The sequence below is a fragment of the Microbacterium sp. 2RAF4 genome (genome assembly GCF_052115285.1).
In the GTDB taxonomy this organism is placed as follows: Bacteria; Actinomycetota; Actinomycetes; order Actinomycetales; family Microbacteriaceae; genus Microbacterium; species Microbacterium oxydans.
Genome location: NZ_JBFRGI010000002.1, coordinates 1,712,138 through 1,726,353, shown reverse-complemented (window position 1 = coordinate 1,726,353; position 14,216 = coordinate 1,712,138). Strand labels below are relative to the sequence as shown.

Annotated in this window: 15 protein-coding genes; 4 read left to right on the top strand and 11 right to left on the bottom strand. The window is 68.1% G+C overall.

Features of this window, described 5'->3' with window-relative positions; all coding sequences use genetic code 11:
* Positions 1 to 6: 6 nt before the first annotated feature.
* From AB4070_RS12790 to AB4070_RS12770, 5 genes are read right to left on the bottom strand one after another with little or no spacing between them, the layout of a single operon-like run.
* Positions 7 to 783 (bottom strand): DeoR/GlpR family DNA-binding transcription regulator, encoded by a 777-nt coding sequence (locus AB4070_RS12790; protein WP_441980411.1) that lies wholly within the window; start codon positions 781 to 783, stop codon positions 7 to 9.
* Complete coding sequence (locus tag AB4070_RS12785; protein WP_441980410.1) at positions 783 to 1,637, bottom strand: class II fructose-bisphosphate aldolase; 855 nt, start codon at positions 1,635 to 1,637, stop codon at positions 783 to 785. The genes AB4070_RS12790 and AB4070_RS12785 overlap by 1 nt, the downstream gene beginning before the upstream one ends.
* Positions 1,634 to 2,578 (bottom strand): 1-phosphofructokinase family hexose kinase, encoded by a 945-nt coding sequence (locus AB4070_RS12780; RefSeq protein ID WP_441980409.1) that lies wholly within the window; start codon positions 2,576 to 2,578, stop codon positions 1,634 to 1,636. Before AB4070_RS12780 ends, AB4070_RS12785 begins: the two co-directional genes overlap by 4 nt.
* Complete coding sequence (locus AB4070_RS12775) at positions 2,575 to 3,576, bottom strand: ROK family protein (RefSeq protein WP_441980408.1); 1,002 nt, start codon at positions 3,574 to 3,576, stop codon at positions 2,575 to 2,577. The genes AB4070_RS12780 and AB4070_RS12775 overlap by 4 nt, the downstream gene beginning before the upstream one ends.
* A gap of 24 nt (positions 3,577 to 3,600) precedes the next feature.
* Complete coding sequence (locus AB4070_RS12770) at positions 3,601 to 4,497, bottom strand: SIS domain-containing protein (protein WP_046748083.1); 897 nt, start codon at positions 4,495 to 4,497, stop codon at positions 3,601 to 3,603.
* Positions 4,498 to 4,789: 292 nt separating this feature from the next.
* On the opposite strand from AB4070_RS12770, the gene AB4070_RS12765 reads away from it, so the two are divergent.
* The 3 genes from AB4070_RS12765 to AB4070_RS12755 are packed head-to-tail and all read left to right on the top strand — an operon-like array spanning position 4,790 to position 7,969.
* The gene (locus AB4070_RS12765; protein ID WP_441980407.1) at positions 4,790 to 6,034 is read left to right on the top strand and encodes an extracellular solute-binding protein; all 1,245 of its coding nucleotides are present in this window, start codon (positions 4,790 to 4,792) and stop codon (positions 6,032 to 6,034) included.
* A 31-nt stretch (positions 6,035 to 6,065) separates the two neighbouring features.
* Positions 6,066 to 7,037, top strand: coding sequence for a carbohydrate ABC transporter permease (locus AB4070_RS12760; RefSeq protein ID WP_441980406.1), 972 nt, complete (start codon positions 6,066 to 6,068; stop codon positions 7,035 to 7,037).
* Positions 7,038 to 7,039: 2 nt separating this feature from the next.
* On the top strand, positions 7,040 to 7,969 hold the full coding sequence (locus tag AB4070_RS12755; RefSeq protein ID WP_171011063.1) for a carbohydrate ABC transporter permease: 930 nt from the start codon (positions 7,040 to 7,042) through the stop codon (positions 7,967 to 7,969).
* Between the two features lie 45 nt (positions 7,970 to 8,014).
* Here AB4070_RS12755 and AB4070_RS12750 read toward each other — a convergent pair whose 3' ends face one another.
* Positions 8,015 to 9,181, bottom strand: coding sequence for an ROK family protein (locus AB4070_RS12750; protein ID WP_441980405.1), 1,167 nt, complete (start codon positions 9,179 to 9,181; stop codon positions 8,015 to 8,017).
* 161 nt (positions 9,182 to 9,342) lie between these two features.
* Positions 9,343 to 9,642 (bottom strand): chorismate mutase, encoded by a 300-nt coding sequence (locus AB4070_RS12745; protein ID WP_021200128.1) that lies wholly within the window; start codon positions 9,640 to 9,642, stop codon positions 9,343 to 9,345.
* 63 nt (positions 9,643 to 9,705) lie between these two features.
* Between AB4070_RS12745 and AB4070_RS12740 the strand changes: the two genes are divergently transcribed.
* Positions 9,706 to 10,881, top strand: coding sequence for an AI-2E family transporter (locus AB4070_RS12740; RefSeq protein WP_441980404.1), 1,176 nt, complete (start codon positions 9,706 to 9,708; stop codon positions 10,879 to 10,881).
* Between the two features lie 64 nt (positions 10,882 to 10,945).
* Here the strand turns inward: AB4070_RS12740 and AB4070_RS12735 are convergent, their stop codons facing one another.
* From AB4070_RS12735 to AB4070_RS12720, 4 genes are all read right to left on the bottom strand, one after another.
* On the bottom strand, positions 10,946 to 11,860 hold the full coding sequence (locus tag AB4070_RS12735) for an ABC transporter substrate-binding protein (protein ID WP_441980403.1): 915 nt from the start codon (positions 11,858 to 11,860) through the stop codon (positions 10,946 to 10,948).
* Between the two features lie 74 nt (positions 11,861 to 11,934).
* Positions 11,935 to 12,657, bottom strand: coding sequence for an ABC transporter permease (locus tag AB4070_RS12730; protein ID WP_441980402.1), 723 nt, complete (start codon positions 12,655 to 12,657; stop codon positions 11,935 to 11,937).
* On the bottom strand, positions 12,654 to 13,337 hold the full coding sequence (locus AB4070_RS12725; protein WP_441980401.1) for an ABC transporter permease: 684 nt from the start codon (positions 13,335 to 13,337) through the stop codon (positions 12,654 to 12,656). The genes AB4070_RS12730 and AB4070_RS12725 overlap by 4 nt, the downstream gene beginning before the upstream one ends.
* Positions 13,334 to 14,206 carry an ABC transporter ATP-binding protein gene (locus tag AB4070_RS12720; RefSeq protein ID WP_113681710.1) on the bottom strand — a complete coding sequence of 291 codons (873 nt, stop codon included), beginning with the start codon at positions 14,204 to 14,206 and terminating at the stop codon, positions 13,334 to 13,336. The genes AB4070_RS12725 and AB4070_RS12720 overlap by 4 nt, the downstream gene beginning before the upstream one ends.
* Positions 14,207 to 14,216: the final 10 nt, after the last annotated feature.

Below are 14,216 nucleotides of genomic sequence, written 5' to 3'. Positions count from 1 at the left end.
GACCCGTCAGGCGACCAGCACCGCGTAGCCAGCCCCACGAAGGGCTGCGAGCACCTCGGTGTCGGCTCCAGCGTCGGTGATGACGGTCGGGAAGAGGTCGACGCCACCCACGGTCGAGAACGCCTCGACGCCGAGCTTGCTGCCGTCGGTCACCACGACCGCTCGGCGCGCGCGTTCGGCCATCATCCGGTTCACCGCCGCCTCGCGCTCGTCCTGTGTGGTCGCACCGGCGGCGGCGTCCATCCCGTTCACGCCGATGAAGGCGATGTCGAGCCGCACTCCGCGCAGCAGCTGCTCCACGAACGGACCGACCAGTTCGTAGCTGCGCGAGTGGATGACGCCACCGGTGACGACCACCTTGATGTCGGGGCGCGTGGCGAGCTGGGCAGCGATGTTCACGGCATTGGTGACCACGGTGATGCCACCGCTCCCCGCGAGGTCGTCCCGTGCGGCGAGGGCGGCGGCGATCGCGGTCGTGGTCGTGCCGCCGGAGAGCCCCACCACCATGCCGGGCGCGACCAGGCCGGCGGCGGTCTGCGCGATGCTGGCCTTCTCATGCGTGCGCAGGTGGCTCTTGTAGCGGATGGGCAACTCATACGCGACCGTCTGCGCCACCGCACCGCCGTGCGTCCGGGTGAGCAGGCGCTGCTCTGCGAGAGTGTCGAGGTCGCGACGCGTGGTCGCCGACGAAGCCTCGAACCGCTCGACGAGCTCTTCGACCGTCACCTCGCCCTTCGCGGCCAGCAGGTCGAGGATCGCGTTCAGCCGGGCGGCCCGCTTCATCAGGTCACGGCTTCCGTCGTCTGCAGCGCGAACAACCGGAGCATGCGCGCGGCTTCCTCCGCGAGAGCATCGCGGGCCGGCGCGAGGTACTTGCGGGAGTCGACCAGGCGCTCGTCCGCGTCGAGCTTTTCGCGGACGGCGCGCGTGAAGAAGCCGTTCAGATGCGTCGAGACGTTGACCTTGGTCATGCCGGCACGCACGGCATCGGCGATCACGGCATCCGCGACACCGGATGATCCGTGCAGCACCAGCGGCACGGGGAGAGCCTCGTGAAGACGCCCGATAAGGTCGAGGTCGAGCGAGGCGGTGCGGTCGGTCATCGCGTGCGAAGAGCCCACCGCGACCGCGAGAGCATCCACACCCGTGGCTGCCACGAATGCCCGCGCCTCGTCGGGATCGGTGCGCACACCCGGCGCGTGGGCTCCGTCCTTGCCCCCCACCTCGCCGAGCTCGCCCTCGACGTACACGCCGGCCTCGTGCGCACGCGCCGCGACCGCCGCCGTGAGCGCCACGTTGTCGTCGTAGGGCAGAGCACCGCCGTCGAACATGACCGAGCCGAAGCCCAGCGCGATGGCCTCGTCGACGAGCTCAGGCCGCTCGGCGTGGTCGAGGTGCACCGCCACGGGCGTCTCTGCGCGCCGTGCGACCGCGAGAGTCGCCAGAGCGATGGGCTCGAGCCCGCCGTGATAGTCGGCGCAGTTCTGGGAGATCTGCAGGATGACGGGGAGCTGCGCGAGCGCGGCGGCCCGAACCAAGCCCTCCGCGGTCTCGAGGTGGATCACGTTGAACGCGCCGATGCCCGTGCCGGCAGCAGATGCCGCGGAGACGAGGTCGCGAGCGGAGACGAGGGTCACGAGGGGTCCTTCCGGAAGGATTCAGGGTCGGGGTGCGAGACGCGCAGCTGCTGTTCGAGCTCGATCCAGCGCGGGGAGATGTCGCCCGCGAGGGGGGTGAGCACCGCGGCGGCGGACCATGCCGTGGCCCGGCGGAGGATCTGCGCGGGGTCGCGCACCCCGGCGGCGTACAGCACGGCGCAGGCTGCGACACCGGCATCGCCCGCACCCGTCGGGTTGCCGGAGAGCGGTTCGTCCAAACGCGCATGCACGAGCTCGGTCGCGGTGACGGCGAGCATTCCCTCTGCTCCGAGCGAGAGCAGCACGAGCTCCGCACCCCGGGCGATGAGGGATCGCGCTCCGGCGACCGGGTCGGCGATGCCGGTGGCTTCGACCAGCTCGGCCGCATTCGGCTTGAGCACGGTTGCTCCGGCGTCGGCCGCGACCAGCAGAGCAGGGCCGGAGGTGTCGACGATCACGTGCACACCGGCGTCTCTTCCCACTGCGATGAGCATGGGGATCAGCGATTCCGGCGCACCGGGCGGCAGGCTGCCGGACACGACGAGCACCCGGGTGGCCGCGAGCCGTTCGACCACCTCGGCGAGCAGTGCGGCCCACTCCACGTCGGTCGGATTCACGCCGCGTTCGTTGATGATCGTGGTGTCTCCGAGCGCCTCGTCGACCACCGCGATGCTGCGACGGGTCGCGGTGGCGACGGGCACCAGAGCGTGCGGCACGCCGCTCGCCCGCAGCTCCTCCGCGAACTCCTCGCCGACCCGACCGCCCACGGTGGTGACCGCGAGCACGTCGGCCCCTTCGGCGTGGGCCACGCGCGCCACGTTGAGCCCTTTGCCACCCGCGCGCGCCGCTCCGGCGTCCGCCCGGTGCGTTCCCCCTTCGACGAGTCGGTCGACGCGCCAGGTGAGATCGAGTGCGGGGTTGGGGGTCACGGTGAGGATCACGTGAGCTCCCTGGCTCGAAGCGCGGCGCCCAGCAGGCCCGCGTTGCCGGAGAGCTCGGCCGGGACCAGAGCGGGAATGCGGTGGAAGCTGAGCCGCGCGGCCAAGCGCGTGCGCAGCTCGTCGAACAGCGCACCACCGGCACGGGACAGCCCGCCTCCGATCACAACGGCCTCCGGCGCCACGACGGCGGTGAGCTGAGCCAGCGACATCGTCAGAGCGTCGAGTGCCGAGTTCCAGATCTCCGCAGCGGTCTCATCGCCGGCCGCCGCACGCGCGATCACGTCCTTCGCCCCCTCGGGGGAGATTCCCGTCGCCTCCTGATAGCGACGGGCGATGGCTCCGGCTGAGGCGACGGCTTCCAGACAGCCGCGAGCGCCGCACGCGCAGATCGGCCCGTCCGCGATCGGGGAGTGCCCGATCTCACCCGCATATCCTCCCGCGGTGTACGGGACGCCCCCGACGAGCAGGGCACCCGCGATCCCGGTTCCGATCACGAGCACCACCGCGTCGGCGTAGTCACGGGCACCTCCGAGTCGTCGCTCCGCCCAGCTCGCCGCGCGCACGTCGTGATCGAACGCCACGGGGAGTCCGAGACGCTCTGCGGCCAGATCGCGCAACGGGGAGTCGTGCCATCCGAGGTTGCTCGCGAACACCCCCAGCCCGGCATCCGCATCGACGATCCCCGGGACGACCAGCCCGATGGCCTGCGGGACGACGTCGGGGTGCGCGGCGCGGAGCTCTCCCGCCAACACCTCGAGTCGGTCGAGGAGCACCTGCGTGCGGTCGCCCTCGGCGATCGGCGTCGGCGTGCGGCGCAGTCCGAGAGCGGTCCCGTCGGCATCGAACAGGGCCGACTTGATGTCGGTGCCGCCCACGTCGAACGCCAGCACGGGCGCGCCGCCGCCGAGGGTCCGCACGGCGGCGAGCTTCTCCCCTGCGGCATCCCGCTCGACATCGGGGACGTCGGCGACGTCGGTCGTCCCGTCAGCTCGGGTCATGGTCTGCTCCGGCGGCGGGTTGCGTCATGCATCCAGGATGACGGATCGCGTGAGGTTGCGGGGCTGATCGGGGTCGAGGCCTCGGGCGACGGCCCGGTCGAGTGCGGTGCGGTGCAGGCGCACGAGGTCGGCGAGCGGGTCGATCGCCCGCTGCTCGAACCGGGCGCCGGTGGCCTCGACCTGCGCCGAGAGGCCCTCGGGTGCCTCACCGAACTGCCAGGTGACGCGGCCGGGGGCGGCAATCGCGATCGGACCATGGCGGTAGTCCATCGACGGGTACGCCTCCGTCCACGACTGCGAGGACTCGCGCAGCTTCAGCGCAGCCTCGTGGGCGAGGCCGATGGTCCAGCCGCGACCGAGGAACGTGTACTGCTCCGCGTCGCGCAGCTCGTCGTCGCCGTCCTCGGCGAGCACGGCCTCGGCATCGGCGATGGCGCCGGAGAGGTCCTCACCGAGCGAGGCGCGGAAGAGAGCGAGTGCCGTGGTGGCGAAACGGGTCTGCACCACCGACTTCTCGTCGGCGAACGGCAGCAGCACGGCGTCGTCGACCAGAGAGACGAGCGGAGAATCCGGGTCTCCGATCACGCCGACCGTGGGGATGCGGCCCTTGATGCGCTCGACGAGCTCGAGCACCTCGCTGGTGGTCCCGGAGCGGGTCAGGGCGACGACGGCGTCGTACCCGCGATCGAGGAAGGCCTCGGATGCCGCGTACGCGTCGGTCTCACCGTGGCCGGCGGACTCGCGCAGCGCCGCGTACGACTGCGCCATGAACCACGAGGTGCCGCAGCCCACGACGGCGATCCGGGCACCGGAAGCGGGGAGCAGCGCCTGCTCGGCCTTCAGGTCTGCGGCCCGAGTCCACATCTCGGGCTGGGAGTTGAGCTCTTCGCGCATGTGTGCGCCGGGCAGCGATTCGGTCATCGAGGTGCCTTTCTGGCGATATGTTGCATACTTGTGATCGTTTCAAGCTTGATTCGATCATAGTATGGCGTCGAATCGAGTCGTCAACAGCTTTACCTTGATTTGTTTGTTCTCCTGACAAATAATCGGACAAGTTCCACCCGAGCCCCGGCTTGAACGATCGCGGTTGCCTCCCGGCGAAGCGGTCACCCACGCACTGTCGCGTGATGTGCTTGCGACTGTGCACCACACCCCCTCCCGACGCGGCCCCGCCGCCGAGGGTTCGGACATCACAGTGAGGAATGCAATACACATGAAGAAGTCACTGCGGTTCGGCGCCGCCGCCATCGCGGCCGTCGCCACGCTCTCGCTCGCTTCGTGCGGGTTCGGCGGTTCTTCCGGCGACAGCGGCGACGCGGAAGGATCGACCACGCTCGACCTCCTCGTCCCGAGCTACTCCGACGGCACCAAGGCCAACTGGGAGACCGTGATCGACGGGTTCGAGAAGGCGAACCCCGACATCAAGGTCAAGCTCGAGGTGCAGTCGTGGGACAACCTCGAGAAGGTCGTCTCCACCAAGATCCAGGCCGGCGAGGCACCGGACATCTACAACGGCGGCCCGTTCGCGGGCTTCGTCGGCGACGAGCTGCTCTACCCGACGAAGGATGTCGTCTCGGACGACACCTACTCGGACTTCCAGGAGTCGTTCCTCAAGAACGCCGAGGTCGACGGCACTGCGTACGCCCTGCCGCTGATCGCCTCGGCTCGGGCCCTGTTCGTCAACAACGCGCTCCTCTCCCAGGCCGGTGTCGAGGCGCCCACCGACTGGGATTCGCTGCTGGACGCCGCGACCAAGGTCTCCGCGCTCGGGGGCGGAGTCGCCGGATACGGCATGCCGCTCGGATCGGAAGAGGCTCAGGCCGAGGCCGCCGTGTGGCTGTGGGGCGGCGGCGGATCGTTCGGCGACGCGTCGGAGATCACGATCGACACCCCGGAGAATCTGGTCGGAGCCGAGCAGATCAAGAAGATGATCGACGCCGGTGCGACGCAGGCCGACCCCGGCTCCACCCAGCGCTCCCCGCTGATGGACATCTTCATCCAGGGCAAGATCGGCATGCAGGTCGGTCTCCCGCCGACGGTCGGCCAGATCGAGGAGAGCAACCCCGACCTGGACTACTCCATCGTCCCGATCCCGACGAAGGACGGCTCGCCGTTCACGCTCGGCGTCATGGACCAGCTGATGGCCTTCCAGAACGACGGTGACAAGAAGGAGGCGATCACCAGGTTCTTCGACTACTACTACTCGGCAGACGTGTACGTGCCGTGGGTGCAGGCCGAGGGCTTCCTTCCGGTCACCAAGTCCGGCGCCGAGCAGCTCTCCGGCGAGGAGGCTCTCAAGCCGTTCCTCGATGTGCTGCCCGACGCGCAGTTCTACCCGTCGACGAACCCGAAGTGGTCCGCCGCCGACGGTGCGTTCAAGTCGCTGTTCGGCCAGCTGCAGTCGAAGCCGGCGCAGGACGTGCTGACCGAGATCCAGGCACAGGTCGACGCGGGCTGAGCCCGCTGATCGGAGAGGTTCGGGTACCCGAATGAGCCAGAAGACAGAGTCCTCGAACCTCGCGGGGGCGGCGAACAGCCGCCCCCGCACTCCGAAGACCCCGGATGCCACGCGTGGCAGGCCGGGCGGAAAGGACCTCCTCCAGGCGCTGCCCTGGATCGCACCGGCGTTGCTTCTCATCTTCGGCGTGGTGCTGTTCCCCGCCGGGGTGATGTTCTTCAACTCCACGCGTGACATCTCCCTGTCGGGCCTCGACAAGGGCTCGGTGGGCTTCGACAACTTCGTGACGGTCTTCACCTTCACCGAGTTCTGGCCGATCTTCTTCCGCACGATCGTGTGGGTGGTCGCGGTGGTGACCCTCACGGTGGTGATCTCGCTCGGTCTGGCGCAGATCCTGAACAAGGCCTTCCCCGGGCGCCAGCTCGTGCGCATGGCCGTGATCGTGCCGTGGGCCGCCTCCGTCGTGATGACGACCATGGTGTTCTACTACAGCCTCGAGCCGTACTTCGGCATCTTCAACAAGTTCCTCTACGACATCGGACTCTCCGACGACGCGGTGGGCTACGGCTGGACGAAGAACCCCGCGACCGCGTTCACCTGGTCGATCGTGATCGCGATCTTCGTGTCGCTCCCCTTCACCACGTACACGATCCTCGCCGGTCTCCAGTCGGTCCCGGCCGATGCGATCGAAGCCGCGAAGATGGACGGCGCCGGGCCCGCGCGCACCTACTGGTCGATCGTGCTGCCCCAGCTGCGCAGCGCCCTGGCCGTGGCGATCCTCATCAACATCATCAACGTGTTCAACTCGCTGCCGATCCTGAAGGTGATGACCGGGTCGATCCCGGGTTACGGCGCCGACACGATCATGACCTTGATCTTCAAGTACATCGAGCTGCAGAAGAAGGTCGACGTCGCGAGCGCCCTCTCCGTGGTGGCGTTCCTCATCGTCATCGTGATCGTCGCGGCGTACGTGAAGATCGTCAAGCCCATGAAGGAGGTCTGATCGTGACCGTGACCGAGACCGAGCTCGTGACCACCGCGGGAGGCCGCGGCCGCCGCACCACACCTCCGACCCCCGGACGCAAGCGCCGCTACACCGAAGACCAGGTGACGCTGCCCCGCGTGATCCTGCGCACCGTCGCCGGGTTCCTGGTGCTCGCGATCTTCGTGCTGCCGTACCTGATCATGTTCTTCGGCTCTGTGAAGACCAAGGCGCAGATCCGGTCGGTCGATCCCACCTACCTCCCGACCGAGTGGCACTGGGAGAACTACATCTCGATGTGGTCCACCCCCGAGACCCCCCTGCCGTACAACCTCATCTCGACCATCGTCATCGCCGTGTTCGCGACGCTGCTCGTGCTGCTGGTGTCGCTCCCGGCGGCGTACTACACGGCACGCTTCAAGTTCCCCGGCCGCATGGTGTTCCTGTTCCTCGTTATCGTCACGCAGATGCTGCAGCCGGCCGTGCTCACCTCCGGCTTGTTCCGCCAGTTCACCGTTCTCGGACTCGGCGACACCTGGATGGCGATGATCTTCATCAACGCGGCGTTCAACCTGTCGTTCGCGGTGTGGATCATGCACTCCTTCTTCGCAGGCATCCCCAAGGAGGTCGACGAGGCCGCCCAGATCGACGGTGCCGGACGCTTCACCGTGCTGTTCAAGATCAACCTGCCGCTGGTCTGGCCGGGCATCGTCACCGCGATCGTCTTCACGTTCGTCGCGTGCTGGAACGAGTTCGCCGCCTCGCTCGTGATCCTGTCGACCGACAAGAACCAGCCGCTGTCGGTCGCCCTGACCAAGTTCGTCGGTCAGTACGAGACCAGCTGGCAGTATGTGTTCGGCGTCTCGATCGTCGCGATCCTGCCCGTGGTCATCCTGTTCATGCTCATCGAGAAGCGCCTCGTCGGCGGATTGACCGCCGGCAGCGTGAAGTAGACGTCTCTCCGAACTCCTGCCATCCGGATGCGAAGGCGCCGGGTGTCAGGGGTTCGCGGGGGACGCGGCGCGCAGCTGCTCGGGGTTCCAGCGCACACCGAGCGCACCGGTCAAGGCTGCTTGCGCCGCCCCGGCCGCGAGCGACGCACGAGGGTCGGCGTAGCGGACCGGCACCTGGGCGGTCCCGCGAGCGGGATACTCGGTCTCTTCCCGTACCCTGTCGAGGAAGCGCGGTCCGAGCTCGGTCGCTGGTCCGCCGATGACCACCTCGATCGGATCGAGCAGAGCGCTGATGAGCTTGACCGCCCTGGCCAGCGCACGTGCGCCCTCGTCGAGCTGTTCTTGGTCGGCCTGCGCGGCGAGCGCACGGATCTCGGACGCGTCCATGGCATCGGAGAACTCCTCGCCCAGCATCGCACCCAGGGCTGCGGCCGACTCGAGGCATCCGCGCTGACCGCATCTGCACGCACGGGCCGCCTCGCCGAACACGACCTGCACGTGCCCGATCTCACCCGCACGGTCGCGCGGCCCCGGTGCCAGCTCGCCGTCGAGGGTGACGGCCGCACCGACGCCGCCACCGAGGTGGATGAAGATCCGGTAGCCGGACGGCGACTCCTCCATGCCGGCTTCGGCGATGGCCTCAGCGTCGACGTCGTTGATCAGCAGCACCGGTGCACCGAGCACCCGCTCGAACCGCTCCGCGAGGGGGACGTTCTGCCACTTCAGCTGCACGCTCTCGAGCACCATACGCCCGTCGGTTGTGCCAGGCAGCTGCACACCGGCGGCGAGGAGTCGGCCACCGAACTCCGCTGCCACGGTGGCCACGGCCTCGTCGAGGGTACTGTCGCGGTTCTCCACGGAGTAGTTCACGCGTCGGCCGTCCACCTCGGTGCCGTCGAGCGCGACGAGAGCGATGTCGGCATGACGGGGCTGGATCACCAGCACGAGGATCACGTGGTGTCCCGCGTCGACGCTCAGGGTGGTCGCCCGCTTGCCGCCGGTGCTCGCCGCCTGCTCCCCCTCGACGATCAGCCGGTTCTCGATGAGCTCGGCCACCAGCGAAGACGCGGTGGCGGCGGTCAGACCGGTCGAGCGCGCAATGCCCGCTCGCGTCTGCGTGCCCGGGTTCCGGAAGACCAGCTGCAGTGCCCGCCGCAGGTTCGCACGCCGAACGGACGCCTGGGTGTCGAGGCCGTCATCCGTGCTGAGCATGTGTTCCCATTCCGAGGCTCGCTCCTTGCGAGCTGTTGACAGATCGCCGCGCGATCCGTAGTCTCTCCCTAAGTTTATTCATTGAACTTAGTTGGTCAATGAACCTCACGCTCCGGACGGGCGAGTGCTGCACACACCGTCGCCCGTCCGGCACCTCCTTCTCAGCGGCTCTCGGCCGCTTCGGTGTGGTGACGGATGACCTCCGCGACCACGAAGTTGAACCACTTCTCCGCGAACTCCGGATCCAGGTGCGCCTCCTCGGCGAGTGCGCGCAGTCGTGCGACCTGCTGCTCCTCCCGGTTCGGGTCCGACGCCGGCATCTCGTGCTCCGCTTTCAGATGCCCGACCTGCTGGGTGGCGCGGAAGCGCTCCGCCAGCATGAAGATGAGTGCGGCGTCGATGTTGTCGATGGTGGCACGAAGACGGAGCAGTTCGGCCTTCGGGTCTTCGGCGGCGGTCATGCCCCCTACTCTAGAGCCGCGTGACAACCTGGTTTCGATCCGGGCCACCGCTATCGTGAGCACATGAACAACGAAGAGTCGCCGGAATCCGCGCCGCACGACGAGGGCGCACCCGCCGCCGCAGTGATCGCGTCGGCGGCCGACTCGCCTCGTCCGGTCGTGATCGAGCCGACGACGCCGAGCCGCTCCTTCTGGACGCGCATCGACCGTCCGTTCGTGTTCGGGTTCCTGGTGACTCTCGGTGGCCTGGGCGCGATCGTGATCGGTCTCGCGCTGTCGAACCTGTCCACGGTGCTGATCTACATCGCGCTGGCGCTGTTCGGTGCGCTCGGACTCGACCCTGCCGTGCGGTTCCTGGAGCGCCGCGGTCTCTCCCGCGTCATCTCGGTCGTCATCACGATCCTCGCCCTCATCGTCGTGTTCGCCCTGGTGATCTGGATGATCGTCCCCGTGGTGATCGATCAGATCGTGAGCTTCGTGCAGTCCGTGCCCGGCATGATCAAGGACTTCACACACAGCGACATCTACGGAACCCTGGAAGCGCAGTTCGGCGATCAGTTCCAGGACCTCGTCGCCCAGGTGCAGTCGTTCCTGACCGACTTCGGCAACCTGGCCACGATCGGCGGCGGCGCCCTCGCCGTCGGCGCCTCGATCGCCACCAGCATCTCCGGCGCCATCGTCGTGCTCGTCCTCACGCTGTACTTCCTCGCGTCGCTCCCCACCATGAAGCAGGGGATGCTGCGTCTCGCTCCGGCCCGCGACCGGGCTCGCGCCGGAGACATCGCCGACCAGATCACCGACTCGGTGGGCGGTTATGTGATGGGGATGGTGATCCTGGCGTTCTGCAACGCGACGCTGGCCTTCCTGCTGTACCTGTTCCTCGGACTGCCGTTCCCGCCGCTGATGGCAGCGATCGCCTTCTGCATCACGCTGATCCCGCTGGTCGGCTCCGTGCTCTTCTGGATCCTCGGCACCTGCCTCGCGCTGTTCACCAACCCGATCGCCGCCCTGGTCTTCGCGGCGATCTACCTCGTCTACATGCAGATCGAGGCGTACGTGATCACCCCGCGCGTGATGAACAAGGCGGTGTCGGTCCCCGGTTCGCTGGTCGTGATCGGCGCCCTGGCCGGAGGCACCCTGCTCGGTCTGCTCGGTGCCCTGGTGGCGGTGCCGGTGACCGCATCGATCCTCATCATCATCAAGCAGGTCCTCGTACCGAAGCAGGACGCCAGGATCTGACCCCCGCCCCCAACGACGAAGCGCCCGGACCCTGTGCGGGTCCGGGCGCTCCTGTCTGTGCGACTCAGCTGAGGTCGTTGTCGGACAACCACTTCTTGGCGATGTCCTCCGCCGACTTCTGGTCGACCGTGCTCTGCACGTTGAGAGCGACGAGCTCCTCAGCGGTGAGCTTCTTGCTGACCGCGTTGATCGTGTCGGAGATCTCGTCGGCGACATCGCTCGATGCGATCGGCACGACGTTCGAGGCCAGGATGATGTTCTCCGGGTCTTCGAGCGCGACGATGTCCTCGGTCTGGAACGCCGGGTCGGCCGAGTAGATGTCCGCCACCTGGATCTCACCGGCGAGCAGGGACTCCAGCGTGGTCGGGCCGGTCGCGGAGAAGCCGAGGTCGACACCGTAGACCTCCTTGGCCTTCGCGGGGCCGTAGGGGCGCTGCTCGAACTCCGGTGCGGCGCCGATCGTGACCGGGGTGGTCACCTTGGAGAGGTCGCCGATCGAGGTGAGGCCGTTCTCCTCGGCGAAGCTCTTGAGCACCGTGTAGGTGTCCTGGTCGGAGGCTTCGGCGTAGTCGAGAGCGGTCAGGCCATCGGGGAGCGCGTCCTTCAGTGCCGCGTACACGTCGTCCGGGCTCGTGGCGGTCGCGTCCTTGTCGAGGTATTCGAGCAGGTTGCCCGTGTACTCGGGGAACAGGTCGATCGCGCCGGACTCGACGTCGGGCATGTAGGCGTCGCGCTGACCGATGCTGAACTGGCGGTCGACGTCGAAGCCCGCACCCTCGAGCGCCTGGGCGTAGATCTCGGCGATGATCTCGTTCGAGTAGTAGGCCTGCGAGCCGATGACGATGGTGTCGTCACCGGAGCTCGATCCTTCGCTCGGGGCGTCGAGCGGGTTGCTGTTCGCGCAACCGCCGAGGACGAGCACCGCGGCGAGCGCGGCTCCACCGGCGAGGGCGAGACGTGACTTCCGTGCTGTGAACATGGGACTTCCTCTTCTCTGGGACAACGGGGGTGAGGCTGTGGAACGGTGTTCGGCTGTGGGAGGTGTGGTGCGTGTCAGGCAGTGGCCGGTGCCGGTGTGGCGGCCACGCGGGAGCGGCGCTTCGTGGTCGGCGCGCGCAGCCCCGCGGGAACGGCAGCGTGCTGGAGGAGGGCGAAGATCAGGTCGACGACCAGCGCGAGCACGGCCACGAGGATCGCGCCGCCGAGCACCTGGTCGAACTTGCGCAGGGGGATGCCCTGGATGATCGGCCAGCCGAGACCGCCGAGGTTCACGTACGCGGCGATGGTGACCGTGGCGATCACCTGCAGCAGAGCCGCGCGGATGCCACCGACGAGCAGCGGGAGCCCGAGGGGCACCTCGACCTTCCAGAACACCTGCCACTCGGTCATGCCCATCGATCGCGCGGAGTCGAGCACGCGACGGTCGATGGCCTCGAGCCCGGTGTAGGCGCCGGCGAGGAGGGAGGGGATCGCGAGGAGCACGAACGTGATGATCGCGGCCTCGGGCACCCGCAGCACGCCCAGGATCAGCACGAGCAGCACCATCAGGCCGAACGACGGGATGGCGCGTGCCGCACCCGACACCGCGACGGCGATCTCGCGGCCCTTGCCGGTGTGGCCGATGAGCCACCCGAGCGGTATCGCGATGACTCCGGCGATCAGCACCGAGATCAGCGTGTAGTACATGTGCTGGCCGAACAGGACCGGCAGCGAATAGGTGCCCACCCACCGGTCGGGGGAGAAGAGCCAGGCGAAGGCTTCCGTGAAGACGTTCATGCGGCGGCCCCCAGTGCGGCGGTCTGCTTCGCCGCGGACGGCGTCTTGGTGGCGCGGGTCCAGGGCATGAGGGCGCGGCCCAGGAGCATGAGCAACAGGTCGATGAGGAGGGCGATCACGACGACGGCGATCACTCCGGCGAAGACCTCGGCGAGGATGCGTCGCTGCAGACCGTTGGTGAAGAGGTAGCCGAGGTTGGTCACTCCGACGAGGATGCCGACCGTGGCGAGGGAGATGGTGCTCACGGCTGCCACGCGGAGACCGGCGAGCACCACGGGACCGGCGAGCGGGAAGTCGACCGTCCAGAATCGGCGGAAACCGCCGTAGCCCATCGCGGTGGCCGACTGGCGGATGGCGGGGTCGACCGAATCGAGGCCGTCGGACACGGCCCGCACGAGGATCGCGACCGCGTAGATCGTGAGGCCGATGATGAGGTTCACGGGACTGCGGGCCGGATAGCCGGCGACCGAGGGGAGCAGGATCAGCAGCGCGAGCGAGGGGATCGTGTAGAGCAGTCCGGTGAGGACGATGACCGGCCCCTTCACCAGCTGGTAGCGCCACGCGACCCACCCGAGGGGCAGCGACAGCACGAAGCCGAGCACGATCGCGATCGCACTCTGCTGCAGGTGGATGGCGGTCAGCTCGAGGATGAGGCCGAGATTGTCGACGATCCAGTTCACGGAGCGCCCTTCGTCACGCTCTCCTCGCTCAGGAGAGCGTCGGTCACCGCATCCGGCACATCGACGATCGACCCCTGAGTACGCCCCTCGGAGTCGACCACGACCGTGCCGCGGGGAGTCTGCTTGAGGTGCAGGGCGCGGCGACCGCGGTCGGCGCCGATGAACGCCGAGACGAAGTCGTCCGCAGGGTTCTCGATGATCTCGCTGGGGCTGCCGACCTGCACGATGCGCGCGCCCTTGTCGAGGATGACGACCTGGTCTCCAAGCAGGAACGCCTCGTCGATGTCGTGCGTGACGAACACCACCGTCTTGTCGAGCTCGTGCTGCAACCGCAGGGTCTCCTGCTGCAGGTCGGCCCGCACGATGGGGTCGACCGCGCCGAAGGGCTCATCCATGAGCAGGATGTTCGGGTCGGCCGCGAGGCCGCGGGCCACACCGACGCGCTGCTGCTGTCCGCCCGACAGCTGACTCGGGTACCGCTCGGCGAGCGCCTGGTCGAGGCCGACCGTGTCGAGCAGTTCCCGTGCACGCTTATGGGCGGCAGCCTTCTTCACTCCGGTCAGGCGCAGCACCGTGGCGACGTTGTCGATGACCGTGAAATGCGGCATGAGGCCGGAGTTCTGCATCACGTAGCCGATGCGTCGGCGCAGGGCCACCGGGTCTCCCTGGAGCACGCTCTCGCCGTCGATCTCGACCTCGCCGGAAGTCGGCTCGACCATGCGGTTGATCATGCGGAGCAGAGTGGTCTTGCCGCAGCCGGACGAACCGACGAACACCGTCGTCTTGCGCGAGGGCAGCACGAGGCTGAAGTCGTCGACGGCGAGGGCGCCGCCGGGGAAGCGCTTGGTGACGTTGCGGAACTCGATCATGGGCTGGTCT